Genomic DNA, 23,787 nt, shown 5'->3' with positions numbered 1-23,787 from the left:
GCGGTGGCCGGACGGACGAAACTGTGGGGCACCGACCATGACGACTCGGCGACAGTTCGGCCACAAGCCGGCCACGACGCTTAGGGGGGTGGCAGTGCGGGCCAGAAAACGCCGCAACACCGACTCGGATTACCTCAGTGATGCTCTCGCTCTGTTGAGCGGTTGGACCCGTGACGGGGTCCAGTTGCACCGCGATCTGGCGTGCGACGACAGTCAGCACGCCGAGCTGACCGAGCGCATCAAAGTGGCCGCGGACACGCTCCATATCCGTCCGACGATTCGGCGCTCGGACGGTCACACACAGATCTGTCTCGGCCAACAGGACGGCGCCGCCATCACCGACGGTGAGGTCACCCTGGCCGCCCGGATCGAGGATTTCTACCGCACCGTGGTCGCGACGACGTAGATCAAGAAGACTACGCTGCGGCCCATGACTGACGTGGTGTACGACAACAAGGGTCAGCTCGAGCAGATCCAGGACGGCCTGCTGGAGGGCGAGCAGATCATCGCCGTCTACGACGCGATCGGCGCCGGGACCGGATTCATCGGCCTGACTAACCGGCGCATCATCGTGCAGGACCAGTCCTACATGGGCAAGCGGTTCGCGATCACCAGCATCCCCTATTCCCGGGTGAGCAGCGTCAGCGTGGTCAGCAACAAGAGCTGGGCCGGCCAGTTCTTCTCCTCGGGCACCATCGCCATCGCGGTCGGCACCCAGACATACGAGGTGGAGTTCCGTGGGTCGGACAAGGCTCACCACGTGCACAACGTGATCCTGGGTCACGCTTCCTGAGACCCGCCGGGGTGCCCGCGTCCGCCTAGGTCAGGACGCGGGTCGGCAGAACAGTCTCGGTCACTGTGCCGTCGGCGGCGCGCTTCAACTCGTACCCCAAGGGGCCCTCGCGGTCCGCGACCGCCTCGGACAGTGACGTGCCGCGATAGATCAGCCCCGCGCCGTCGTCAGTGGCGTAGCCGTCGCCCAGCGTGCCGTCCCCGACCAGCCGGTGCATCGTCGGCCGGCGCCGCGCCTCGCTGTCGTAGTGCACCCCGTTGCTGTACGGCAGGAACCCCAGCCCGTCGGTGAACCCGCGCAACTCGTGCCCGTAGCTGTCGGTGCTGCCGCCCTGATGCCAGCAGATCGAACCGGCCGAGACGCCGCTCAGCACGACACCCTTCTGCCACGCCTCGTGCAGGATCTCGTCGAGGCCGTGCACCCGCCAGACCGCGCAGAGGTTCGCGACACTGCCGCCGTCCACCCAGATGACGTCCTGAGCGAGCAGGTGCGCCCGGATGTCGTCGACGTTCGGCATCGGGAAGAGCTGCAGGTGGGACATGGTGAACTCGGTCCCGGCGAACGCGGCGTAGTGGTAGCCGATCCTGGCCTCCGGGTCGCCGGTGGCCTGGGCCAGCACACAGATCTTCGGGGCTTTCGTGTTGTTCGCCAGCTCCGCGGCCAGATGGTGGATCGCGCCCGGGCGCATCGCCAGCGGGCTGACCTGGCTGCGGCGGAAGAAGGCGCTGGTGGCGAGGATGGTGGGAACGTCTGCCGTCATCGCAGCATCATCGCGCACGCGTCGACCGTCTCCAGCACGATGTCCGCGGTGAGATCGATCGCCTCGGCCAGGCGCAACGGGTCCGGCTCGATCGTGGCGAAGACCGTGTCCACCCGGGCCCGGAACCCCGACGGCGCGCCCGGCAGCACCGAGGCCGCGGCCACCGCGCCCTTCTCGTTGATCAGCCAGCGACCGGCGGCGCCGTGCAGCGCGTGCGTGAGCACCCCCACCGCCCGGAACAGGCACCCGGCGACGTAGGCACTGTCCCCCCGAGACACCGCCTTGCGCGCGATCCCGACCAGGAAGTCCGCCTCCCACAGCCCCGCCACCAGGGCTTCCGCGAGCGGGCGGGGGAAAATCCGGACACGGCTCTGCAGGTCGGCCAGGTCACCGGTCGGGTCGGCGAGGATCCGGGCCAGAGCCAATTCGCCCGGGTACGAGAAATCCGGCACTCCGAGTGGATGACCGCCCTGGACGTGGAACTGATACGTGCCCTGTTCCGCCTCCGACCAGCATCGGCGCACCCGCTCGACGTCGCGGTAGAGCCAGTCGACCGCGTTCCCGTCGATCCGCAGCCAGCCGCCGCCGTCCACCCACGGGCCCCACTCGCCGGTCGCTGTGACCCCGGAACCCGGGCCGGCCACCTCCGCGGCCAGTTCACCGAGCCGGGCGGTGTCGAGCGGCCCCCGGTAGTAGAGACCCAGGTCGTAGTCGGACTCCTCGGTGTGGGTGCCACGGGCTCGGCTCCCACCGAGCACCACGGCGACGACACCGGGGACGCCGACCAGCCGGTGAGCGAGTTCGGTGAGATCCGTTTCGGTCAGTGCCATGCCGCCAATCCTCACTCAGGACCGTTTCAGGCCGTCGCTCCGCGCTTCAGCCCGTTCACTCCGCGTTTCAGCCCTCACTCCGCGCTTCTCCCGAACGGCAGGCAGATTCCCAGCACGTGATCGCAGAACGGGTCGACGACACTCTGCCTGCGGGAGCCGACGGTCACCACCCGGTTCTGCGGTTCCAGGGTGATCGAGCTGCTGAGCAGGCGGCGCGCGGTCTGCCGGCCGTCGGTCAGCGTCACCAGGTAACGCAGCGTCTCCTCGCCGGGCTCCCCGTCGGACTCGACCCGGCGGGTACCGCGCAGCATCGTCGCGTCCTTGATCACTTCAGTGTCGAACGGGACGGCCCTGGTCTCGATATCGGTTCGGGTGGTCACGACCGGACCCTGGGCGATCGGTTCACTGCGGGCTTCGCCGCCGGAGACCACAGCGGTGGTACGTGCGGGACGCGGTCCGGTCCGGTCGGCCCGATCGTCGGCCACCCGTTCCCGGCTGAGCCGATCGTTCGCCGTGACCACTTTCGCGGGGGCCCGCACCGGGGCCGCCTTCGCGGGGACTCGTGCCATAGCCGGCGGCGGCACCTTCGGTTTGGGCGGCGTCGTCGCTCCCGGGCGTTGCGGCAGCGGCTGTGCGGCGGCCGCCGCCCGGCTCACCACTTCCGGGCTGTCCTCCAGGAACGGAGCACCGAGGTCGGGCTCGGCCGCGGCGGCCGTCACGTTCTCCGGGTCAGGAGCGAAAATCGTGGCGACACCGGCCGCCGAACCACCGACGACCACGAACATCGCAGCCGCGCCGGCGGCCATCCGGGCACCGAACGGAAGACGGGCCCACCAAGACTTTCGTGGTGTTTCGAGCAAATCCTGCCAAGAGTCACTAGTTGTCTGGTTTTGCACCAAAGCATTGTTACTGCCCACGACGCGCAGGCAAATGTCCTCCCGACACTCGAAAGGCTGACTGCCACGCCCCGAACCCGACCCCATCCGTTGCCACGGCGAGGTGAAAAGTAGACCGGCACCCCCGGCTTACCATCGCAGCCATGGCCGAACCCCCCGCCCCACTCACCCCCGACGAAGAGGCGGTGATGCGCGCGCTCGGTCGATTCCTGCTGGTCATGCCACGTGCGCTCGACGCCGACCTGGAACGGGAACAGCGCATGTCCGCCAGCGAGTACTCGGTCCTGCGCCACCTCTCCGAAACCCCCGGCCGCCTCCTACGGATGAGCGACCTCGCTACGGCGTGTGATATGTCACTGAGCGGCATGACACGGCTCGCCACCAAGCTCGAATCCCTCGGCTATCTGCGCCGTGACCGCTGTCCGGAAGACGCGCGCGGAGCCAACGCCGTCCTCACCGACGCGGGCTTGGCCCGGCTCCAACAGGCCTGGCCCACCCACCTGGCCAGCGTCCGCCGCCACATCTTCGACCACCTCGACGGTCTGGACCTGCGCAGTCTGGCGGCCGCGTTCACCGCCATGACCACCGACACGTGACTTTCCCGCTTTCTGTCGCCCATCTTCTGGTGCCCCGCACGGTCTATGTCACGCTTCTCGCCACCCGCAGCGGATGATCTGGTTGCGATGATGGAGGCGTGCTGAACGCTGTCACCGACGAAGCCCCCCGGCCCACCACCACCCCGCCGGGCGCCCTGGACCGGCTCGCGACGGTGGTCTCCGAAGTGCTGGCACCCGCCGTCCTGGTCGCCGCCCTGCTCCTGATCGTCGGCTGGCACGCCGGCGACACCCCCGGTGTCTCCCGCTGGTGGGGCCTGCCCGGAGCCCTGTTCGCCGCGGTGATCCCCCTCGGCTACGTGCTGCACGGCGTCCGCAACGGCCGTCTCACCAACCACCACATCCCGGAACGCGCCGCCCGCCGCATCCCCCTGCTCTTCGGCACCGCGTCCCTGATCGCCGGCCTGCTCCTGATGCTGGCCCTCGGCGCCCCGCGCGAAATCCTCGCCCTACTGACCGCCGGCGGAGTCGGCCTGGCCGCGTTCGCCCTGGTCACCCACTGGTGGAAGATGTCCATCCACGCCGGCGTGGCAGCCGGCACGGTGGCCGCCCTGACCGCCGTCTACGGCTACCCCGCGCTACTCGGCGCCCCACTGGTCCTGCTCGGCTGCTGGGCCCGGGTCCGCCTGACCGCCCACACCCCCGCCCAGGTGGTGGTCGGAACCCTGGTCGGAGCCCTGATCGCCGGAACCGTCTTCCCACTGCTCCGCTGACCTGCCGTCAGGACCCTTTCGGGGCGGGACGCAACACCACCGCCACGGTGTCTCCCTCGCCGATGCTCTCCGCATGCCGAACCGCGTCCTTGAGCGGCACCAGATAGCGCCCGCCCCGAGGAAACAACGCCGTCCGAAACTCGGTGCCGCCGATGATGACGAGAACCGGTATCTGCCCCCAGTAGATCAGCGACCGAGCCTCTTCCTTGAGCTCAGCACTGTCCGCCTCAGGCATCGCCACGAAAAAATACGGCGCCGGCCCCCGCCACTCGATGACCTCGCCATCAAAAGCCCACTCCACGACGACAGAGCCTAAGCCCTCGCAGCCGGTCCGGAACTCGACGGCCAAACCAATTCCGATCACGGTATTACCGCCGGTAGGATCGGGGGCATGAGTGGTAGCAGGAAGTATTCGATCAGCCTGCCGGAAGATCTGGCCGAGTCCGTGCGGGCCCAGGTCGGTCAGGGCGGATTCTCCGCCTATGTGGCGGAGGCCCTGGAGCACCGAGTCGCGATGGAAAAGCTCCGCGAGATCGCCGACGACTACGAGACCCGGCACGACGCCCTCACCCGCGACGAGGTCGAAGCCGCCCGGGCCATACTGCGCCACGATCACCGCAAGACAGGGGCGGCAGCCGCCTGATGTCCGGCACCCTGTTACTCGACAGCGAAGGCCTAGCCAAGCTCTACCGGGAGGACCGGACCGTCGTCACCCTGGTCCGTGCCGCACACGAGGAGGGGATTCGCGTCGTCACGACGACCATGACCCTTCTGGAAGCCGACTACGAGAAGATCCATCCGGCCCGGGTCAAATGGGTCCTGTCCCGGATCGACGTGCATGACATCACCAGGACGGTCGCCGATCAGGCCGGCGCTCTGCTTCGGGACCACCGGCTGCACGGACACAAATACGCCATCGATGCGGCCTTCGCCGCGGTGGCCCGCACGGTCCCCGCCCCAGCGACGGTTCTCACGTCCGACCCCGAGGACATCAGCCTGCTCTGCGGACCCGCCGTCATGGTGGTCAAGGTCTGACCGACGGGGCGGTCGTCATCGCCGCCCCGTCGCACGCATCAGGCGTTTCAAGTCCCGTCAGGCGTTCACATGTGCCGTCAGGTCTTCACCTGTGCCGTCAGGTTTTTCGTGCCGCGTCAGACGTTGAAGCGGAACTCCACCACGTCGCCGTCCTTCATGATGTAGTCCTTGCCCTCCATGCGGACCTTGCCGGCGGACTTGGCCGCGGACATCGAACCCGCCGCGACCAGGTCGTCGAAGCTGACGATCTCGGCCTTGATGAAGCCGCGCTGGAAGTCGGAGTGGATGACACCGGCAGCCTCGGGGGCGGTCGCGCCGACCGGAACGGTCCAGGCGCGGGCCTCCTTCGGGCCGGCGGTCAGGTAGGTCTGCAGGCCAAGCGTCTCGAAGCCGACCCGGATCAGGCGGTTCAGGCCGGGCTCGCTCTGGCCGGTGGACTGGAGCAGTTCCAGCGCCTCCTCGTCGTCCAGCTCGATCAGCTCGGACTCGATCTTCGCGTCCATGAAGACGGCCTCGGCCGGGGCGACCAGCGCGCGCAGCTCGTCGAGGAACGTCGCGTTGCCCAGCTCGGCCTCGTCGACGTTGAAGACGTACAGGAACGGCTTGGTGGTAAGCAGGTGAAGTTCGGCGAGCAGTTCCAGCTCGACACCGGCCGCCTTGGCGCCCTGGTAGAGGGTGACACCGTCGTTGAGCAGCTTGAACGCGGCTTCAGCGGCGGCCACCGTGGCAGCCTTCTCCTTCTTGAGCTTGGCCTCCTTCTGCAGCCGGGGCAGCGCCTTCTCGACGGTCTGGAGGTCGGCCAGGATCAGCTCGGTGTTGATCGTCTCGATGTCGTCGGACGGCGAGACCTTGCCGTCGACGTGCAGCACGTTCGGGTCGGAGAAGGCCCGCACGACCTGGCAGATCGCCGACGCGTCGCGGATGTTCGCGAGGAACGCGTTACCCCGGCCCTGGCCCTTGGAGGCGCCACGGACCAGACCGGCGATGTCGACGAAACTCACCGGGGCCGGGAGGATCTTCTCGCTGCCGAACAACTCGGCGAGGGTCCCCAGCCGCTCGTCCGGCAGCCCGACCACGCCGACGTTGGGCTCGATCGTCGCGAACGGGTAGTTCGCGGCGAGCACGTCGTTCTTGGTCAGGGCGTTGAAGAGGGTGCTCTTGCCAACGTTGGGCAGGCCGACGATTCCGATGCTGAGGCTCACGGAACGCCAGTCTACGGGTTCGCCCGCGCCCGCTTTCAGCGGAAGAAGGTGCGCAGTTGCGCGGCGACGAGTTCGGGCTTGCCGCTGTCGTCGGCGGCGAGATGACCGACGCCGCCCAAGGTCACCCGGCGCACTCGCGGCAGGACCGGCTCCAGGCCGTTCAAGACCCCTTTCAGGTACGCCGGGGAACGCTCGCCACCTAGCAGCAACGTGTCCGAAGCGACCGTCGCGTACGTGCTCAACGGCCCAGCCGCCTCCTCGACGACCGCCGCGTCCAGACGCATCGTCGGGACCAGCTCCCCGAGGCTCACCCCCTCCCCCGGGCCCGCTTCTCCCGCCCACATCAGCAGGCCGGCCATCGGGATCAGGGCCGCTCGTGGCACGTACCGCAACTCGCCCGTGCCTTTGGTGACCGTCGCGAACGCCGCCGCCCGCCGACCGCGAGCCAGCTCCTTCTCGAACCGGGGCAGCCAGGCCACCGGATCGTGATCGCCGTGCTTGAGGGGCGGCTCGTAGAGCGCCAGCCGCTCGATCGGCAACTCCATCGCCGCACGCAGCGCGATGACCGCCCCCGAGCTGAGGCCGAACACGTTGCGCGCCCCGGTCTCGTCGAGCACCGTCGCCAGATCGTCGATCTCGGCTCGCAGCCCGTGCCCCGGCGCAGCCGGACCGCTGCGCCCACGGCCGCGACGATCCGGCACGTAGACGGTGAAGCCCGCCGCCAACGACCGGGCCAGTCTCGTGAAGTTCGCCGACGTCTGCATGCCGCCGTGCAGGAGCACGACCTTGGGACCACCACCGAAGGATCGCCACTGGATGTCCGTCCTCGCCGCTTGAGCCATCATGTCGTCAACCGTAGTTGACAAAGCGGGTAATCGTCAACCGTAGTTGACAGCACGCCCGTGTCCGAAACCCGCCAGCCATCGCCTGCCCGCCGGAGCAGACTCGACGTCATGGAGCTGGACTTCGAACACTGCTACCGGGCCGTCGACAGCCGCGACCCGCGGTTCGACGGGTGCTTCTACACCGCGGTGCGAACCACCGGGATCTACTGCCGCCCGTCCTGCCCGGCGGTCACCCCGAAACGGGCGAACGTCACGTTCTACGTGAGCGCCGCGGCCGCGCAACGGGGTGGATTCCGGGCCTGCCGTCGCTGCCGCCCGGACGCGGCACCCGGCTCGCCGGAGTGGGACACCCGCGCGGACACGGTCGGCCGCGCGATGCGCCTGATCGGGGACGGCGTCGTCGACCGGGAAGGCGTGCCCGGACTCGCGGCCCGGCTCGGGTACACCGAACGCCACCTCGGCCGGATCCTCACCGCCGAACTCGGGGCCGGCCCGCTCGCGCTGGCCCGGGCGCAGCGGGCCCAGACCGCGCGCATCCTCGTCGAGACCACTGAACTGGGGCTGTCGGAGATCGCGTTCGCGGCCGGGTTCGGCAGCGTGCGGCAGTTCAACGACACGATGCTCGAGGTGTACGCGCGATCACCGAGCCAGATGCGCGAAAAGCGGCCGACCGGGCAGAGCGAGGCCGGAGTGGTGAACCTGCGGCTCGCATATCGGCCGCCGCTGCATGCGAGTTCGCTGCTCGGTTTCTTCGCGGCCCGAACCCTGCCCGGGGTGGACGCGGTGGCGAACGGCACGTACCGCCGCGGGTTGAACCTGCCGCACGGCACCGCTGACGTCGCGCTCAGCCCCGGCGACCGCTGGATCCATGCGACGCTGCGGCTCAGTGACGTGCGGGATCTGGCACCCGCGGTCGCCCGGTGCCGCCGGCTGTTCGATCTGGACTCCGACCCGGTCGCGGTCGACGCCCTGCTCGGTGCGGATCCGGCCCTGACCACGGCGGTCGAAGCCGAGCCGGGCGTGCGGGTCCCCCGGGCCGTGGACGGTTTCGAGATGGCGATCCGGGCGATCGTGGGACAACAGGTCAGTGTGGCCGGGGCCCGGACCACGCTCGGCCGGATCCTGACAGCGGCCGCCAACGGCCCGAACACTCCCGCCCCCGACCAGAGCGACACCGAACACCTCATCGGTCCTCCTCTCGACACCAGCATCGGCCCGCCGGGAACCGCCCCCGGCGTCACACTCGCCACCACCGCTGCGGCCACCGCTGGTTCCGGGCTTGCCGGCTTTCCGTCCGCCGAGGTCGTCGCAGCGCTGCCTGACTCCGCGTTCGGCATGCCGGCCGCGCGGCGAGCCACCATCCGTGCCCTCGCCGAAGCGGTGGCGGACGGCAGAATCGATCTCGATCCCGGCGCCGACCGTGCCGAAACCGTCGCCCGGCTCATCGAACTACCCGGCGTCGGCCCGTGGACCGCCGGCTACGTCGCCATGCGTGCGATCGGTGACCCCGACACCTTCCTGGCCACCGATCTGGCCGCCCGCCGCGGCGCCGAGGCCCTGGGTCTGCCCAGCACCGCGAAAGCGCTGGCCATCCATGCCGAACACTGGCGGCCCTGGCGCTCTTACGCGTTGATCCGTCTCTGGCGAGCCGCCTGAACCGGCGTCCCGCTCGCGTCGAAACTACCCGCCGCGCGGACCTGTTTCGGCGTTGTCCACAGTGCCGTTCCGGCCGTCGCGGTTATCCACAGGCGGACCGGATTTCCGCACGCCGGCCGGGAGAACGCGCCACGCTTACCACCCCCAGCGAGGAGACAACGATGCTTATTCATTCGACTCTGGACACCCCTGTCGGCCCGTTCACCGTCGTGGTCAGCAAGATCGGCGCGGTGCGTGCGGCGGGCTTCACCACCGACGTGCCGGAGCTGATGAGCCTGGTTCATCCGGCGCTGCGCGAGCCGGTTCAGGCCGGCGATCCGGGCGAGGTGGGTGAAGCTGTCCGGGCCTATCTGGCGGGCGATCTGACCGCCATCGACGCGATCCCGGTCGAGCAGCACACGGCCGGCGAGTTCATGCGGCACGCATGGCAGGTGATGCGCGGGATCAAACCGGGCGCGCCGGTGACGTACACCGGATTCGCCGTTCTGTCCGGCCGGCCGCCGGCGGTCCGGGCGGCCGCTGCCGCCTGTGCCCGCAACCCGGTCGCGCTGTTCACACCGTGTCACCGGGTCCTACGCACCGATGGCTCACTCGGCGGATACCGGTGGGGCCTGGACGTCAAGGAGTGGCTGCTGAAATTCGAGTCCGGCACCTGAGTGTCCCCATCAGTAAGTCTGTGCCTGTGGGCCCGCACCTGAGGATCCGCACCTGGGGCGACAGTCGTGGCCGTTCGCTTGTGCCAGGCGGAAGGCCCCGACAGGGTGGTCGGGAGTCGCATCGCTGGACGATGATGAGGCTGACGAACGTGAACCGACTGGGGTGAGGTGTCGACATGGTGGGCGGCTGGCTACGCCGTGAACCGAAGAAGGCACCGGAACCGGAACAGCGCGCTCCGGACGATGCCGAATCGGACACGACTACCTGGGGCGGCTGGGATCCCAGTAACCGGCCGGAACCCTGGGACGAGCAGACGAGGCCGGTGCGGCTGGACGGAGGCGCCGTCACCGAACCGGTGCAACTGTCGCCGGGCAACTCCGGGGTGTACATGTCCCGTCGTCATCAGGACGACCTGCCTGGCGACGACGACGAGCCGACGACCGTCTTCCGGCTGGAGCAGATGACCGGGAGCGCGTCCGGCCCACGCACGGAGCCCCACGGGAACACTGATGACCAGTACGAGGACCAGACCGTGCTCCACCTGCGCCCGGTCGGCCAGCACGAGGATCAGACCGTGCGGTACGTACGAGAAGACCAGACTGTGCAGTTCGTGCGGGAGGTCGGCTCGCACGAGGACCGAACCGTTCGGGACACGGCGGAGGTCGACCAGAACCAGGACCACACCGTTCAGCTCAGGCTGGGGGCGGACCCGCAGCAGGATCTGACAGTTCAATACCGCCACGACGCCGCCCCGCCCCAGGACCAGGACCAGGACCAGGACCAGACCACGCGGTACGGCCTGGGAGCGGAGCTGCCGGAGGAGCAGACCCTGCAGTTCGTGCGGGCGCCTGTCCGGCCTGAAAGCGGTCGGCCTGAGAACGGGCAGCAGTCCGGTTCGGCGCCGGACCAGACTGATCGGGAACCGGAGACGACGGTCCTCCGGCTAGCCGGTGACGGCTCCGGCGGGAGCACGTCGCCCAGTGAGGTGAACCGCACCGACCAGGCTGACGCGGACGTCACGGCTGTTCAGGAGGCCGCGCCCGACTCAGAGGTCACGACCTACCTGGCGATCCCGGTCGAGCCGGAGATCCCGGTGGAGCCGGAAGTCACGGTCCACCCGGACGTTTCGGCCTATCAGGAGGTCACGGCATACCCGGGAGTCACGGCGGATCCAGAGGTCGCGACCCTGCCGGAAGTCACGGCGGATCCGGAAGTCGCGGTTCGGGCGGAGTGGGAACGGCATCCGAACGAGCGGTGGGTCGTCGGGGAAGTGGGGGATCAGGCGGCGGTGCGGCCTCGGGTTCCGCACCGGTTCCGGAATCCGCCGCCGGACACCACCATCGACGGGGCCGAGGTCGGCGAGGTCGCGTACCGGGCCGCGTCGGTGCGGGGTATCAGTCATCAGGAGCGTGGGGAACCACGACAGGACGCGTACACGGTGCAGTTCACTCAGGACCATGAGTGGCTGGTCGGCTGTATCTCGGACGGGGTCTCCTCGGCGGCCCGGTCGCATGAGGCAGCCGCCGCGATCTGTGACCGGATCAGCCGGGCGCTCGTCGAGCATCTGCTGGACTCGCCGCCTTCGGACGATCCGGAGCGCTGGGAGGAGGAGGCCGGTGCGGTTCCGTGGGATCGGATGGTGCGGGCCGCCAACGACGCCGTCTGCGAGCTGGCCTGGCCGTACGTCAGTAGTGCCGCTCAGCAGCAGGGCACCCGGCTGGATCCGGCTGAGCCGGTGTCGCACGCCCAGGCTCGGGAGATCATGTCGGGTACGGCGCTGGCGTTCGTGGTCGCGACCAGAGCGTCGCCGTCCGGTGTCCACCGGGCGATACTGGCCGACATCGCCGGTGACTCGGCGGCGTTCACGCTTCAGGACGAGCAGTGGATTCCGCTGACCCGGAGCAAAGCCGAAGACGAAGCGATCTTCTCGAGTCCGGTGAAATCGTTGCCGGGCGCGGCCGAAGTGGACGCACGGTCGTTCTATCTGCGGCCCGGCGCACCGTTGATCATGATGACGGACGGGCTGGGGGATCCGCTGGAGACGGCACAGGGTCCGGTCAGCCGGTTCCTCGCCGACCGGTGGCGGACTCCACCGGATCTGCTGGCGTTCGCGCAGCATCTGGGGTTCTACCGGGAGACGTTCACTGACGATCGGACGGCGATCGCGGTATGGCCGGGATCAGAGCCGGGATCAGAGCCGGGACCAGGGCCGGGACCGGCTGACGACGACACGGCCGATGGCGGACAGCGGCAATGAACAAGCTGGCGGGCGGGATAAAACACGTGGCCGAGTGTTCGGGACGGTTCTACGCTTGCGCGCATGACTGATACGGGAACCGGGCGTCCCGGTCTCCCCGAGAAACCGTCGCTGGACGGGCTCGAGGAGAAGTGGGCGCCGCACTGGCAGGAGGAGGAGACATACGCGTTCGACCGTTCCCAGGAGCGGGCCGGCGTGTATGCGATCGACACCCCTCCGCCGACCGTATCCGGCTCGTTGCACATCGGGCACGTCTTCGCCTACACGCACACCGACGCGGTCGCGCGATTCCAGCGGATGCGCGGCAAGACCGTCTTCTATCCGATGGGGTTCGACGACAACGGGTTGCCGACCGAGCGGCGTGTGCAGAACCTGTTCGGGGTCCGCTGCGACCCGTCGCTGCCGTACGACCCGGAGTGGCAGCCGCCCGCGAAGGCGCCGAAGCAGCAGCAGGCGATCTCCCGGCGTAACTTCGTCGAGCTGTGCAACAGGCTGACGGTCGAGGACGAGAAGGGGTTCGAGGCGCTGTGGCGGCGGCTGGGCCTGTCCGTCGACTGGAATTTGACGTATACGACGATCGGCGCCAAGTCACGGGCCGTCTCGCAGCGGGCGTTCCTGGCGAACCTGGCCGCTGGTCAGGCGTACTCGTCGGAGGCGCCGACACTGTGGGACATCGGCTTCCGCACGGCTGTCGCGCAGGCCGAGTTGGAGGATCGCGAGCGGCCCGGCGCGTACCACAAGTTGCGTTTTCACGGCCCGGACGGGCCGGTCGAGATCGACACGACGCGCCCGGAGTTGCTGCCGGCGTGTGTCGCGCTGGTCCATCACCCGGACGATCCGCGGTTCGCGGGGCTGACGTCGGTCCGGACGCCGTTCTTCGACGTCGAGGTCCCGGTCCGGGCGCATCCGCTGGCCTCTGCCGACAAGGGCACCGGTATCGCGATGGTCTGCACGTTCGGTGACCTGACCGATGTCGTGTGGTGGCGTGACCTGGATCTGGGGACCCGGGTGGTCCTGGGCCGGGACGGCCGGTTCCTGCCGGACGCTCCGGCCGGTGTCCCGGTCGCGGGTTATCAAGGGCTGGCGGGTCTGACGGTCAACGCCGCGCGCACCGAGATGGTCCGGATCCTGCGGGAGACCGGCGATCTGATCGGTGAGCCGCGGCCGGTGACGCATCCGGTCAAGTTCTACGAGCGCGGTGACCGGCCGCTGGAGATCGTCACGAGCCGTCAGTGGTTCATCCGCAACGGCGGCCGTGACCCGGAGTTGCGGGAGTCGATGCTGGCCCGGGGCCGGGAGCTGCGGTGGGCCCCGGAGAACATGCGGCATCGGTACGAGCACTGGGTCAACGGCCTGACCGGTGACTGGCTGATCAGTCGTCAACGGTTCTTCGGTGTCCCGATCCCGGTCTGGTACGGCTTGGACGCCTCCGGAGAGCCCGACTACGACCGGCTGCTCCTGCCGGACGATGAAGCGCTGCCGGTCGACCCGTCGTCGGAGTGCCCGCCGGGATTCACCGAGGCGCAGCGGGACGTCCCGGGTGGTTTCACCGCCGACCCGGACGTGATGGACACGTGGGCGACGTCGTCGTTGACTCCGCAGATCGTCACCGGTTGGAGCACCGACCCGGACCTGCACGCCCGGACGTATCCGATGGACCTGCGCCCGCAGGGTCAGGAGATCATCCGGACCTGGCTGTTCACGTCGGTCCTGCGAGCAGCCCAGCTGCCGGGAGCCGGCCGCCTTCCGTGGAAGCGGGCGATGATCAACGGCTGGATCCTCGACCCGGACCACAAGAAGATCTCGAAGTCGCTGGGCAACGCGGTGGAGACCCCGATCGATCTGCTCGACCGGTTCGGTTCGGACGCGGTCCGTTACTGGGCGGCGGGCGGCCGTCCCGGTGCGGATCTGGCGTTCGAGCCGGCCCAGCTGAAGGTCGGCCGGCGGCTGGCGATGAAGCTGCTGAACGCGTCGAGGTTCGCACTCGGTTTCGGCGATCCGGCGAGCGCGCCGGTCACCGAACCGCTGGACCTGGCGATGCTGGGCCGGTTGCGCGAGGTGGTCGCGACCGCGACCACAGCGTTCGAGGAGTACCAGCACACCGACGCGCTGCAGGCGACGGAGACGTTCTTCTGGACGTTCTGCGACGACTACATCGAGCTGGTCAAGGACCGGGCGTACGGGGTGGGCCCGGGCGCCGACTCGGCCCGGGCCGCGCTGGCCACCGGCCTGTCGGTGCTGTTGCGGCTGTTCGCACCGTTCCTGCCGTTCGTCACCGAGGAGGTCTGGTCCTGGTGGCGGGACGGTTCGGTGCACACGGCCCGGTGGCCGGACCGGGATGAGCTGCCGGAGTCCGACTCGTCGCTGCTGGATCTGGCGGGTGAGGCGCTGCGGCAGGTCCGCCGGGCTAAATCGGACCGGAAAGTGTCGATGCGGACCGAGGTGCCGGTCGCTGAGGCGTTCGGTCCGGCCGAGCTGCTGGAACGGCTGGCGCTGATCGACGGCGACTTCCGTGCGGCGGCCCGGATCGGCAAGCTGGACCTGCTTCGCGACCGCACCTCGGAACTGGTGATCGCCTGCGCTTTCTGAGCGCGCCTATCACCATGGGAGGCATGTCGATCGCCCCCGAGGAGGTCCGGGCCCCGGCCCGGGATGCGGTGCTGTTCCGGGCGTCCCCAGGCCGGACCTTCGTGATGATGTTCGCCGTGCTGATGGTCGCTTACCTGGCGGTGTCGCCGGTGGTCGGCTGGATCGCCGGTGACACCGGCGATCCGTGGTGGGCGATCGTGGCGCAGGCGATGCTGGTCGGGGCGGTGGTGGCCGGGGCCTACACGGTCTCGGCCCGGGCCGCGCTGCGGACCTGGGTGCGGATCTCGTCCGGCGGGCTGGAGCTGGCCAGCCAGGAATCCGATCCGATCCTGCTGGACTGGGCGGACGTCTCGGCCGCGGTGATCCGCCGGGAAGGTCTGCGGACCGTGCTGGAGGTGATTCCGGCTGATCTGGACAGCGTCCACCCGGTCCAGGCGGGCGCGGCGGGCGGGCCGGTGCTGACCGACACGCCGCGGGGGCCGGCTTTCCTCGCCGACCTCACCCAGATCTGGCCGGGCCCGCGGGCATTGCGCCGGGCGCTGGACCGGCACCTGCCCCGTTAGAAGTCGAAGCCGCCGAAATCGCCGCCACCGACATCTCCGCCACCGAAGTCCGGCCCGGCGAAGTCGCCGCCACCACCGAGATCGCCGCCACCGAAGTCACCGAAGCCCGGTGAGAACAGGGCGTCGAAGATCAACATCCCGCCGAGGACACCGGCGCCCGCGCCGAGCGCCGTCTTCCAGACCGGGGTCGAATACCACCCGGCGGGCACCGGGCGACCCTGCACCCAGCCGCCCGGGTAGTAGTACGGGGTGTCCGAACCGGGCTGAGGCGCCGCCCGGTAGGAGTGGCCCTGCACGTTGACCTCACGGGCCTGGGTGATCTGGCCCGCGCCCTGGGCGGAACTCAGCGGCGGCAGGTCCGGGCCGGGGTCGAGGCCCATCGCCAGGCGAGCAGCACGCACATACTGCAAGCCTTCGAGAGCGGACTCTCGGGCCAGCTCGAATTGTCGTACCGAATCGGCGGTCTGCATCTGACCACCGGCGGCGTTGTAGCGCTCGCTCGCGTCGGCCAGCGCCTGCCGCGCGGCGGGCTCCTCGGAACTCAGGTTCATCACCTGGCCGCCGAGACGCTCATACCACCTCTGGGCTTCGGCTCTCGCGTCGGCGAGACTCGTCTGCTGGCGGGCCTGCCCGCCTCGTTGAGTCGCGGCGATGACCAGGGCGATCACCGCGACGATGGCCAGGATCAACAACACGCCCTTCATGTTCTCCAAGGTACCCGCGCAAACTGTGTGCTTTCTGTCTGGCAATCTTCGGTGGTGACGTTCTCAACACTCGCCGTGGTCCTCGCCTGCCTGGCCGCCGGTGGGGCGGTGGGCTGGCTGGCGGCCCGGGGCCGCGCAGCGACCGACATCGCCCGTCTGGAAGCGACCCTGGAGGCCGCCCGCGACGGGGAGGATCGTCTGGAACAGTCGTTGCGGGCACTGTCCTATGAGGCGACCGTCCAGTCCCAGGAGGCGGTGGCCCGTGCGGTGGCGCCGCTGCACGACACGCTGCGCCGCTACGAGGACCGGGTCGCCCAGCTGGAGCACGACCGGGTGGACGCCTACGCTGAGCTGCGGGAACAGGTGCGGTCGATGGGTGCGGTCTCCGGCGAGCTGCGCACCGAGACCCGCCAGCTGGTCGCGGCGTTGCGTGCTCCGCAGGTGCGCGGGCGCTGGGGTGAGCATCAGCTGAAGCGGATCGTCGAGGCGGCCGGTCTGCTGGAGCATTGCGACTTCGCCGAGCAGGTCACCGCGTCGACCGACGACCATGGCGTACGGCCGGACCTGGTCGTTCAGTTGCACGGTGGCCGGACCGTGGTCGTTGACGCGAAAGCGCCCTTGGAGGGTTATCTGTCCGCGATGGAGGCTCGCGACGAACACACCCGGGACGGGCATCTGGACCAGCACGCCCGGCACCTGCGCGGGCACATCGACGCACTCGCCGGAAAACGGTACTGGACGGCGTTCGAGTCCTCACCGGACTTCGTGGTGCTCTTCGTGCCGGCCGACCCGTTCCTGGATGCGGCACTGCAACGGGACCCGACGCTGATGGAGCACGCTTTCCGCCGGGGCATCGTGCTGGCCACCCCGGCGACCCTGATCGCGATGCTGCGGACGGTCGCCTACTCCTGGCGGCAGGAGGCACTGACCCGCAACGCGGCCGCTGTGCACGGGCTGGCCCGGGAACTCTACGGCCGGCTGTCGACGCTCGGTGACCATGTGGACAAGCTGGGGACATCGCTGTCCGGGGCGGTCACCGCATACAACCGGGCGGTCGGCTCGCTGGAGTCACGGGTGCTGGTCAGCGCCCGCAAGATGGCCGAGATGGGCGTCTCGGACGAGGAGCTGCCCCCACCCGTCCAGGTGGAGGTCGCCCCTCGTCAGCCACAGGCTCCCGAGTTCAGCTAGCTTTGGCCGCCGCGGCTTTCTTCATGTCGCGGCGCAGCTCCTGCGGGAGGGAGAAGGTGAGCCGCTCCTCGGCGGTGGTGAACTCGGTGACCTCGCCGAAGCCACGGGTGGCGAGGTGGCCGAGCACCTCCATGACCAGTTCGTCAGGGACGCTCGCGCCGGACGACACACCGACCGTGGTGGCGCCCTCCAGCCATTCGTCCTGGATCTCGGAGGCGTAGTCGACCAGGTGCCCGGCCCGCGCGCCGGCGCCGAGGGCGACCTCGACCAGGCGCACCGAGTTGGACGAGTTGGTCGAGCCGACCACGATCACCACGTCGCACTCCGGCGCGATCTCTTTGATCACGTGCTGGCGGTTGGACGTGGCATAGCAGATGTCGTCGCTCGGCGGCGACTGGAGCAGCGGCAGTCTCGTCTTGAGCCGGGCCACCGTCTCCATCGTCTCGTCGACCGAGAGGGTGGTCTGCGACAGCCAGACGACTTTCGACGGGTCACGGATCACGATGTTGTCCACGCTGTCGGGGCCGTCGACGAGCTGGATGTGTCTCGGAGCCTCACCGGCGGTGCCGACGACCTCCTCGTGACCTTCGTGGCCGATGAGGAGGATGTCGTAGTCCTCGGCGGCGAACCGTTTCGCCTCGTGGTGCACCTTCGTCACCAGCGGGCAAGTCGCGTCGATCGCCTTGAGGTTGCGCTCGCGGGCCTGCTCGTGCACCTCGGGGGCCACGCCGTGCGCCGAGAAGACCACGGTTGAGCCCTCGGGGACCTCGTAGTTCTCCTCCACGAAGATCGCGCCGCTGGCCTCCAGGGTGTTGACCACATGCTTGTTGTGCACGATCTGCTTGCGCACGTAGACCGGGGCGCCGTAGAGCTTCAGCGCCTCCTCGACGGTCTGCACGGCGCGGTCGACGCCGGCGCAGTAGCCACGCGGCTTGGCGAGCAACACACGCTTACGAGCTTCAGTCACCCGGCCATGGTACGTGCACCATCCCCTGCCCCGCCTCTCTGCGATATCCGCCACAGGCCCGGCCTGTTTCGCACCGAATAATGGGCGAATAAGGACATAATTGACTTATGTGGGCATCGATCCCGGCTGTGCTCCGGGTGATGGCCGGCTGGCTCCTGCTCGGTATCGGCCTTCTCGACCTCGCCGTCGAACTGGACGGCGGACTCACCGTCACCTACCTGGTCTTTCATATCGGGCTCTGCGTCGGCGGCATCCTGCTGCTGGTCCGGCGCCGGCCGATGCCGAGTTTCGCCGCCCTGATCCTCGTGCCGATCCCCGGCCTGACCGGACTGCTGTACGGCTACCCGTTCCCGCTGATCGACTGGTTCCACACGGCCGCTGACCTGATCTTCTGGAGCTGTGCCGGACTGCTGCTGACCGTCGCGCTGGCGCTGGCCGAGCGACTGCTGCCGGAACGGCGCACCCCGGTGGATCTGAGCCACTACCCCGGCCACGCCGAACCGCGCGCCACCGAAAATGTCGGTGGGCTTCCGTAATCTGGCCCGGTGAACAACCCCAGCACCGCCGACGAGCCGTGGCCGGTTCGCGTCGTCAGCCAGAAGATCACGGCCTGGATCGGCAAGCTGGGTTGGGTCTGGGTCGACGGGCAGGTCGCACAGATCAGCCGCCGTCCCGGTTCCAGCATGGTCTTCCTGACCCTTCGGGACCCGGCGACCGACCTCAGCCTGACCGTCACCACCAGCAACGACGTCATCCACGCCGGGGCGCCTCAGCTGTCCGAGGGCGCCCGGGTGGTACTGCACGCCAAACCCGAGTTCTATCCGGCCCGCGGCACGCTCAGCCTGCGGGCCGACGAGATCCGCCAGGTCGGGCTCGGCGAGCTGCTGGCCCGGCTGGAGATGTTGAAGAAGCACCTCGCCGCAGAGGGCTTGTTCGCCCGCGAGCGCAAACGACGGCTGCCGTTCCTCCCCCGCCGAGTCGGCCTGATCACCGGCCGGGCCAGCGCCGCCGAGCGCGACGTGCTGGTCAACGCACAGCGCCGCTGGCCGTCCGTCGACTTCCGGGTGATGAACGTGCCGGTCCAGGGCCCGACTGCGGTGCCGCAGATCATCGACGCGCTCAAGGTCCTCGACGGTGACGACACCATCGACGTGATCGTGATCGCCCGCGGCGGCGGCAGCGTCGAGGACCTGCTGCCCTTCTCCGACGAGGCACTGTGCCGGGCGGTGTTCGCCGCCCGCACACCGGTGGTCAGCGCCATCGGCCACGAGACCGACAGTCCGCTGCTCGACCACGTCGCCGACGTGCGCGCCTCCACCCCGACCAACGCGGCCGAGCGGATCGTGCCCGACCTGGCCGAGGAGCAGCGGCTGATCTCGCACGCGAAAGCGCGGCTCGACCGGGCGATCACCCACCTGATCGACCGGGAGCGGCAGCGGATCGAGTCCTGGCGGTCCCGGCCGGTGCTGGCCCGGCCGGAGGCACTGCTCGACCAGCGGGCCGCCGAGGCGACGACCCTGCGCGACCGGGCCGCCCGCAGCCTGGAGCACCGGCTCAGCCGCGCCGACGACGCGCTGGAACACACCGTCGCCCGGCTGCGGGCTCTGTCCCCGGCGAAGACGCTGGAGCGGGGTTACGCGATCGTGCAACGTTCCGACGGTCACGTGGTCCGCGCCGCGGACGAGGTGGCCGCCGGCGACATTCTTCGGATCCGGCTCGCCGAGGGCGAGCTGCACGCAGCGGCACAGGAGAGTTCATGAGCGACGACAAGATGACCTACGAGCAGGCCCGGACCGAGCTGGCCGAGGTGGTCGAGCGGCTGGAACGGGGCGGCGGCAGCCTGGAGGAGTCGCTGGCCCTGTGGGAGCGCGGCGAGAAACTGGCCGACATCTGCCGGCAGCGGCTCGACGGCGCACGGGCGCGCATCGAGACCGCCCGCGCGGCCCGAGCCGACGAATGACCCGGTCAGGGCAGTGCGGTGGCCAGCTTCTCCAGGTTCTCGGTGTCGCCGCTGGCGCCGATGAGCACGATGGTCCGGTCCGGCTCGGTCGCGATCAGAGCGGTCTCGCCGGTCCGCCCGGAGTACTGCAGCCAGGTCCGCTGGTCGGTGCGGAAGGTTCCGGTCCGCTGACCCTGTTTGCCGACCTCGGCCGGGACCAGGATGCTCGGGTCCACGCTGCTCTGGATCATCAGGATCGCCTTGTCGCTCGGCGGGACGTAACCGAGTCGCAGAGTGGCCCCGTCGTTCTCCCGGCGGAAGTTCGCCGACGTGACGTGCCAGTCCTGGTCCTCGGTCAGCCCCACCGGCACGGTCACCGGGAACTGGCGCGACGCCAGGTCGATCGACGAGGCCGGGTCGATCGAGACCGGCCGGTCGCCCTCCAGCACCACCCGGTAGAAACCCATCACCAGCGCGATCGGAACCAGCAGCACCAGCAGCGAGATGATCATGTCGCGCGGGCGGCGGCCTTCCTTGGGGGCGAGACGCGGCACCGGGTCCTGTTCCTCGGCCTCCACGGCCGGGGCCGGGTTCGCGCCTTCGCCAGCCGGGACCGGGTCCACGGCCGCGTCGGCTGGGGCAGCGCCCGCCCAGACCGGGTCCACGGCCGCGCCCGCCGCCTGGGTCGTGGTTTCGTCCTGGGCCGGAGCTGGGGAAGAGGCTGGTTCCACGAAGCCCATTGTTAACCATGTCGCTGAACCGAGACTTGGCACGTCCTCGGATGCCAGGATCGGAAGACGAATCTAGGCTCCGGCTCGCTGATCACCTCGGGTGACCGGCCAGTCGGCACCTAGCCCCGCAACGTCGCGAGGAGGCCGCCCGTGCCAGCCCGAGTCCCTCAGGATCTGGACCGCAACATCGCCCTCGACCTGGTCCGTGTGACCGAAGCCGCGGCGATGGCCGCCGGCCGCTGGGTCGGCCGCGGTGACAAGAACGGCGGTGACGGTGCCGCCGTCGACGCCATGCGCAAGCTCATCAACTCGATCCAGATGCAGGGCGTCGTCGTCATCGGCGAAGGCGAGAAAGACGAAGCGCCAATGCTCTTCAACGGCGAACGAGTCGGCGACGGCACCGGCCCCGAGGTGGACGTCGCGGTCGACCCGGTCGACGGCACCACACTGATGAGCAAGGGCATGCCCGGTTCGATCGCGGTGCTCGCGGTCGCCGAGCGGGGCGCCATGTTCGACCCGAGCGCCGTCTTCTACATGGACAAGATCGCGGTCGGCCCCGACTGCGCCGACGTCGTCGACATCAACGCCGGCGTCAAGGAGAACCTACGGCGCATCGCGAAAGCCAAACGCTCCAGCGTCTCCGACGTCACGGTGTGCATCTTGGACCGGCCACGCCACTCGAAACTGGTCGAAGAGGTCCGGCACGCAGGAGCCAACATCAAGTTCATCTCGGACGGCGACATCGCCGGCGCCATCGCCGCAGCCAGCCTGGAGACTGACGTCGACGTGCTGATGGGCGTCGGCGGCACCCCCGAGGGCATCACCGCAGCATGCGCCCTGAAGTGTCTAGGCGGCACGATCCAGGCCAAACTGTGGCCCCTAGACGACGCCGAACGCGAGAAGGCCATCGCCGGCGGCCACGACCTGGACCGAGTCCTGAGCACCGACGACCTGGTCACCGGCGACAACTGCTTCTTCGTAGCCACCGGCGTAACCAGCGGCGACCTACTCAAAGGCGTCCGCTACCGCGCCGGCGGCGCCCACACCCAGTCCATCGTGATGCGCTCCAAGAGCGGCACGATCCGGGTCATCGACTCCTACCACCGCTTGGAGAAACTGGCCCTTTACTCAGCGGTCGACTTCGACGGCCACCTCCCGACGGTCCCGATGGGCGAGCCGATCCTCTAACCCAGCCCCAGCCCTCCATCCGGTCCGATCCACCACAGCGATCGACCACAGCGGAGCAGATCTTCCAACGCAGGGGATCCCTTCTCCTGACGCAGGGGATCCTGTCTCCTGACGCAGACGTTCCCATCTTCCGACGCGTGCGATCCGGTCCGGGCTGTCGCAGGTCCGGACCACCACGCGCCGGTACGCCAGACGGCCCCACAACCACACCGGCCCGCCCTGCCTCGTCCGCGCGAGGCAGGCGCCGGTCAGGGCCACCCCGCGCCCGCCGGGCCGAATGCGACCCCAAGGCCACCCCGCACCGCGCCGCGCCACCCCGCGCTCCTCTCCACCGCCCCTCGGCTCCCGGCTCCCGGCTCCCGGCTTGCGGCTCCTGCTTGCGTGCGGCTTGCGGCTCCTGCTTGCGTGCGGCTTGCGGCTTGCGGCTTGCGGCTTGCGGCTTGCGGCCAGTTGAGCTGCGGATCGAACGACTTCGCGTATTCAAGGATTCCCCCTGACCGGCCACACCCTTTGAGCGGTCGATACCTACGCGGAATAGACATCACCGCCGCGGATTCGGCGAGTCTGTTCAGTCACGTCGAGCATGACTGGATATGCGATTGCGTCGGGCTCTCGCCCAAATCTTCCTCATTCACAAAAACCGACATAACGGTAGCTCCGCAGCTACCTCAACGGCATCCTACGTCCAGGAATGCGACCGCTTCCCGATTGGAAAGTTCGACAGTTTGGCACGATCCTCCTCTTACAGTTTCCTACGGGACTTCGGGAGAATTTATGTATGAGCCAATCAGCACTGTTCAGCGTTGCGGGAATGCGCGATCGGACCAAGTCGAAGAACTATTGTCCTGATCGCGACGAGTTTCGTCGCGATCACGAGAGGCGTCGCGCTTGGGGGCTTCAACTCCGCCACGCCGAGAAACTTCGCCGCATCCGTGCAAGCGAATTCATGTCCCTCTCCAACGAGGATCGCGAGTGGCTGGCTTCTCTCGCTCCGCCGACTCCGCCCGCACCACCATCGGAGCTGAAGCCGGCAATGGCGATGGAACCAGCAATGGCGATGAAACCAGCAATGGCGATGAAACCAGCAATGGCGATGAAACCAGCGATGGCGATGGCGATGGAGCCCCCGACCTGCGATGTGGCAGTTGCTCAGCCTGTTCAGCCGACTCCGCAGACTCTCTCCACACCGCCGCCGGAGCTAAAAGCGGCCCCGGAACTGGGACCCGAGCCAGGGCCGGAACCCGAGCAGGACCCGGAACCAAAGCTGGGGCCTGAGCCGGAACCCGAGCTGGAGCTGGAATCCAAGTCGCACTTGGAATCTGAGTCGGAGCTAGAGGCCGAGGTAGGGCCGGAGCCGGAGCTGGGGCCTCCGGTCTGCGATTCGGTAGTTGCTCAGGTAGCGACTGCGACTTCGGTCTCGGGGCTGCGGTTCGGGGCTTCCGCTCGACGGGCGGCAGGCACTGGTGGACGGGCGCGGTTCGTTCTTGCGCCGGTCGGTCCTCGGTTGGGAACGTCGCTGGTTCGATCGGGCCGGGGTGGGTCTTTATTGAATGAGTATGGTGCCGGTCGGGTTTCGGTCACGGTGACACTCGGCGTGTTTCCGGGCGACCGTGTCCGTGGTGGTCATTGCGCGATGGCCGGCGAACAACCATTCAGGTCT

25 protein-coding genes are annotated in these 23,787 nt (G+C 68.9%); 16 read left to right on the top strand and 9 right to left on the bottom strand.

The window, feature by feature from the left end; genetic code table 11:
• Positions 1-94 precede the first annotated feature (94 nt).
• Entirely contained in the window at positions 95-406 is a 312-nt protein-coding gene (locus tag BLU81_RS37895; RefSeq protein ID WP_092552598.1) for a 4a-hydroxytetrahydrobiopterin dehydratase, read from the top strand.
• A 24-nt stretch (positions 407-430) separates the two neighbouring features.
• Entirely contained in the window at positions 431-793 is a 363-nt protein-coding gene (locus tag BLU81_RS37890; RefSeq protein ID WP_092552595.1) for a PH domain-containing protein, read from the top strand.
• A 25-nt stretch (positions 794-818) separates the two neighbouring features.
• Here the strand turns inward: BLU81_RS37890 and BLU81_RS37885 are convergent, their stop codons facing one another.
• The 3 genes from BLU81_RS37885 to BLU81_RS37875 all read right to left on the bottom strand — a co-directional run bounded on the left by BLU81_RS37885 (position 819) and on the right by BLU81_RS37875 (position 3,189).
• A complete protein-coding gene (locus tag BLU81_RS37885; protein WP_092552592.1) occupies positions 819-1,553 on the bottom strand; it encodes a Type 1 glutamine amidotransferase-like domain-containing protein in 735 nt (244 codons plus the stop codon).
• A complete protein-coding gene (locus BLU81_RS37880) occupies positions 1,550-2,383 on the bottom strand; it encodes a nucleotidyltransferase domain-containing protein (protein ID WP_092552589.1) in 834 nt (277 codons plus the stop codon). Before BLU81_RS37880 ends, BLU81_RS37885 begins: the two co-directional genes overlap by 4 nt.
• A 74-nt stretch (positions 2,384-2,457) precedes the next feature.
• A complete protein-coding gene (locus BLU81_RS37875; RefSeq protein ID WP_157751970.1) occupies positions 2,458-3,189 on the bottom strand; it encodes a G5 domain-containing protein in 732 nt (243 codons plus the stop codon).
• Between the two features lie 233 nt (positions 3,190-3,422).
• Between BLU81_RS37875 and BLU81_RS37870 the strand changes: the two genes are divergently transcribed.
• Positions 3,423-3,875 (top strand): MarR family winged helix-turn-helix transcriptional regulator, encoded by a 453-nt coding sequence (locus BLU81_RS37870; protein WP_231953709.1) that lies wholly within the window; start codon positions 3,423-3,425, stop codon positions 3,873-3,875.
• A 98-nt stretch (positions 3,876-3,973) separates the two neighbouring features.
• Positions 3,974-4,606 (top strand): phosphatase PAP2 family protein, encoded by a 633-nt coding sequence (locus BLU81_RS37865; protein ID WP_307833811.1) that lies wholly within the window; start codon positions 3,974-3,976, stop codon positions 4,604-4,606.
• A gap of 7 nt (positions 4,607-4,613) precedes the next feature.
• Here the strand turns inward: BLU81_RS37865 and BLU81_RS37860 are convergent, their stop codons facing one another.
• Complete coding sequence (locus BLU81_RS37860) at positions 4,614-4,970, bottom strand: DUF1905 domain-containing protein (RefSeq protein ID WP_231953708.1); 357 nt, start codon at positions 4,968-4,970, stop codon at positions 4,614-4,616.
• Between the two features lie 27 nt (positions 4,971-4,997).
• Here BLU81_RS37860 and BLU81_RS37855 point away from each other — a divergent pair, with 27 nt between their 5' ends.
• Together BLU81_RS37855 and BLU81_RS37850 are read left to right on the top strand one after the other, a co-directional pair.
• On the top strand, positions 4,998-5,249 hold the full coding sequence (locus BLU81_RS37855) for a hypothetical protein (RefSeq protein ID WP_092552583.1): 252 nt from the start codon (positions 4,998-5,000) through the stop codon (positions 5,247-5,249).
• Positions 5,249-5,641, top strand: coding sequence for a DNA-binding protein (locus BLU81_RS37850; protein WP_092552580.1), 393 nt, complete (start codon positions 5,249-5,251; stop codon positions 5,639-5,641). The genes BLU81_RS37855 and BLU81_RS37850 overlap by 1 nt, the downstream gene beginning before the upstream one ends.
• Positions 5,642-5,757: 116 nt before the next feature.
• Here BLU81_RS37850 and ychF read toward each other — a convergent pair whose 3' ends face one another.
• Both ychF and BLU81_RS37840 read right to left on the bottom strand, forming a co-directional pair.
• Positions 5,758-6,843, bottom strand: a complete 1,086-nt coding sequence (gene ychF / locus BLU81_RS37845) for a redox-regulated ATPase YchF (RefSeq protein WP_092552577.1) — start codon at positions 6,841-6,843, stop codon at positions 5,758-5,760.
• A 35-nt stretch (positions 6,844-6,878) separates the two neighbouring features.
• A complete protein-coding gene (locus BLU81_RS37840) occupies positions 6,879-7,688 on the bottom strand; it encodes an alpha/beta fold hydrolase (protein ID WP_092552574.1) in 810 nt (269 codons plus the stop codon).
• Between the two features lie 108 nt (positions 7,689-7,796).
• Between BLU81_RS37840 and BLU81_RS37835 the strand changes: the two genes are divergently transcribed.
• From BLU81_RS37835 to BLU81_RS37815, 5 genes are all read left to right on the top strand, one after another.
• A complete protein-coding gene (locus BLU81_RS37835; RefSeq protein WP_092552571.1) occupies positions 7,797-9,344 on the top strand; it encodes a DNA-3-methyladenine glycosylase 2 family protein in 1,548 nt (515 codons plus the stop codon).
• Between the two features lie 161 nt (positions 9,345-9,505).
• Complete coding sequence (locus tag BLU81_RS37830; RefSeq protein ID WP_092552568.1) at positions 9,506-10,000, top strand: methylated-DNA--[protein]-cysteine S-methyltransferase; 495 nt, start codon at positions 9,506-9,508, stop codon at positions 9,998-10,000.
• A gap of 176 nt (positions 10,001-10,176) precedes the next feature.
• Entirely contained in the window at positions 10,177-12,258 is a 2,082-nt protein-coding gene (locus tag BLU81_RS37825; RefSeq protein WP_092552565.1) for a protein phosphatase 2C domain-containing protein, read from the top strand.
• 63 nt (positions 12,259-12,321) lie between these two features.
• A complete protein-coding gene (valS, locus tag BLU81_RS37820; RefSeq protein WP_092552562.1) occupies positions 12,322-14,847 on the top strand; it encodes a valine--tRNA ligase in 2,526 nt (841 codons plus the stop codon).
• Between the two features lie 23 nt (positions 14,848-14,870).
• Complete coding sequence (locus BLU81_RS37815) at positions 14,871-15,410, top strand: hypothetical protein (protein ID WP_092558216.1); 540 nt, start codon at positions 14,871-14,873, stop codon at positions 15,408-15,410.
• Here BLU81_RS37815 and BLU81_RS37810 read toward each other — a convergent pair.
• The gene (locus tag BLU81_RS37810; RefSeq protein WP_092552559.1) at positions 15,407-16,114 is read right to left on the bottom strand and encodes a hypothetical protein; all 708 of its coding nucleotides are present in this window, start codon (positions 16,112-16,114) and stop codon (positions 15,407-15,409) included. The genes BLU81_RS37815 and BLU81_RS37810 overlap by 4 nt on opposite strands.
• Positions 16,115-16,168: 54 nt before the next feature.
• Here BLU81_RS37810 and rmuC point away from each other — a divergent pair, with 54 nt between their 5' ends.
• Positions 16,169-17,302, top strand: coding sequence for a DNA recombination protein RmuC (gene rmuC, locus BLU81_RS37805; protein ID WP_092552556.1), 1,134 nt, complete (start codon positions 16,169-16,171; stop codon positions 17,300-17,302).
• On the opposite strand, the gene BLU81_RS37800 is transcribed toward rmuC, so the two are convergent.
• Positions 17,295-18,314 (bottom strand): 4-hydroxy-3-methylbut-2-enyl diphosphate reductase, encoded by a 1,020-nt coding sequence (locus tag BLU81_RS37800; protein WP_092558214.1) that lies wholly within the window; start codon positions 18,312-18,314, stop codon positions 17,295-17,297. The genes rmuC and BLU81_RS37800 overlap by 8 nt on opposite strands.
• 62 nt (positions 18,315-18,376) lie before the next feature.
• On the opposite strand from BLU81_RS37800, the gene BLU81_RS37795 reads away from it, so the two are divergent.
• From BLU81_RS37795 to BLU81_RS37785, 3 genes are read left to right on the top strand one after another with little or no spacing between them, the layout of a single operon-like run.
• A complete protein-coding gene (locus BLU81_RS37795; protein ID WP_092552553.1) occupies positions 18,377-18,805 on the top strand; it encodes a hypothetical protein in 429 nt (142 codons plus the stop codon).
• Positions 18,806-18,814: 9 nt separating this feature from the next.
• Positions 18,815-20,029 (top strand): exodeoxyribonuclease VII large subunit, encoded by a 1,215-nt coding sequence (xseA, locus tag BLU81_RS37790; RefSeq protein ID WP_092552550.1) that lies wholly within the window; start codon positions 18,815-18,817, stop codon positions 20,027-20,029.
• Positions 20,026-20,229, top strand: a complete 204-nt coding sequence (locus tag BLU81_RS37785; RefSeq protein ID WP_092552547.1) for an exodeoxyribonuclease VII small subunit — start codon at positions 20,026-20,028, stop codon at positions 20,227-20,229. The genes xseA and BLU81_RS37785 overlap by 4 nt, the downstream gene beginning before the upstream one ends.
• A gap of 5 nt (positions 20,230-20,234) precedes the next feature.
• Here BLU81_RS37785 and BLU81_RS37780 read toward each other — a convergent pair whose 3' ends face one another.
• Positions 20,235-20,939, bottom strand: coding sequence for a DUF4245 domain-containing protein (locus tag BLU81_RS37780; protein ID WP_231953707.1), 705 nt, complete (start codon positions 20,937-20,939; stop codon positions 20,235-20,237).
• Positions 20,940-21,089: 150 nt separating this feature from the next.
• Between BLU81_RS37780 and glpX the strand changes: the two genes are divergently transcribed.
• Positions 21,090-22,127: a class II fructose-bisphosphatase gene (gene glpX / locus BLU81_RS37775; RefSeq protein ID WP_092552544.1), complete on the top strand. Its 1,038-nt coding sequence runs from the start codon at positions 21,090-21,092 to the stop codon at positions 22,125-22,127.
• Positions 22,128-23,787 lie beyond the last annotated feature (1,660 nt).

Origin of the sequence: Actinoplanes derwentensis, from assembly GCF_900104725.1 — a bacterium.
Taxonomy (GTDB): domain Bacteria; phylum Actinomycetota; class Actinomycetes; order Mycobacteriales; family Micromonosporaceae; genus Actinoplanes; species Actinoplanes derwentensis.
Note: the sequence above shows the minus strand (reverse complement) of the source record. Positions and strands in the feature narration are given on the sequence as shown.

Coding starts and splice junctions, on each gene's coding strand:
- BLU81_RS37880 (WP_092552589.1), bottom strand. CDS start 2,383: ATGGCACTGACCGAAACGGATCTCACCGAACTCGCTCACCGGCTGGTC.
- BLU81_RS37850 (WP_092552580.1), top strand. CDS start 5,249: ATGTCCGGCACCCTGTTACTCGACAGCGAAGGCCTAGCCAAGCTCTAC.
- BLU81_RS37830 (WP_092552568.1), top strand. CDS start 9,506: ATGCTTATTCATTCGACTCTGGACACCCCTGTCGGCCCGTTCACCGTC.
- BLU81_RS37875 (WP_157751970.1), bottom strand. CDS start 3,189: ATGGCCGCCGGCGCGGCTGCGATGTTCGTGGTCGTCGGTGGTTCGGCG.
- BLU81_RS37785 (WP_092552547.1), top strand. CDS start 20,026: ATGAGCGACGACAAGATGACCTACGAGCAGGCCCGGACCGAGCTGGCC.
- BLU81_RS37835 (WP_092552571.1), top strand. CDS start 7,797: ATGGAGCTGGACTTCGAACACTGCTACCGGGCCGTCGACAGCCGCGAC.
- BLU81_RS37840 (WP_092552574.1), bottom strand. CDS start 7,688: ATGATGGCTCAAGCGGCGAGGACGGACATCCAGTGGCGATCCTTCGGT.
- valS (WP_092552562.1), top strand. CDS start 12,322: ATGACTGATACGGGAACCGGGCGTCCCGGTCTCCCCGAGAAACCGTCG.
- BLU81_RS37885 (WP_092552592.1), bottom strand. CDS start 1,553: ATGACGGCAGACGTTCCCACCATCCTCGCCACCAGCGCCTTCTTCCGC.
- BLU81_RS37870 (WP_231953709.1), top strand. CDS start 3,423: ATGGCCGAACCCCCCGCCCCACTCACCCCCGACGAAGAGGCGGTGATG.
- BLU81_RS37810 (WP_092552559.1), bottom strand. CDS start 16,114: ATGAAGGGCGTGTTGTTGATCCTGGCCATCGTCGCGGTGATCGCCCTG.
- BLU81_RS37890 (WP_092552595.1), top strand. CDS start 431: ATGACTGACGTGGTGTACGACAACAAGGGTCAGCTCGAGCAGATCCAG.
- BLU81_RS37795 (WP_092552553.1), top strand. CDS start 18,377: ATGTGGGCATCGATCCCGGCTGTGCTCCGGGTGATGGCCGGCTGGCTC.
- BLU81_RS37825 (WP_092552565.1), top strand. CDS start 10,177: ATGGTGGGCGGCTGGCTACGCCGTGAACCGAAGAAGGCACCGGAACCG.
- BLU81_RS37815 (WP_092558216.1), top strand. CDS start 14,871: ATGTCGATCGCCCCCGAGGAGGTCCGGGCCCCGGCCCGGGATGCGGTG.
- BLU81_RS37855 (WP_092552583.1), top strand. CDS start 4,998: ATGAGTGGTAGCAGGAAGTATTCGATCAGCCTGCCGGAAGATCTGGCC.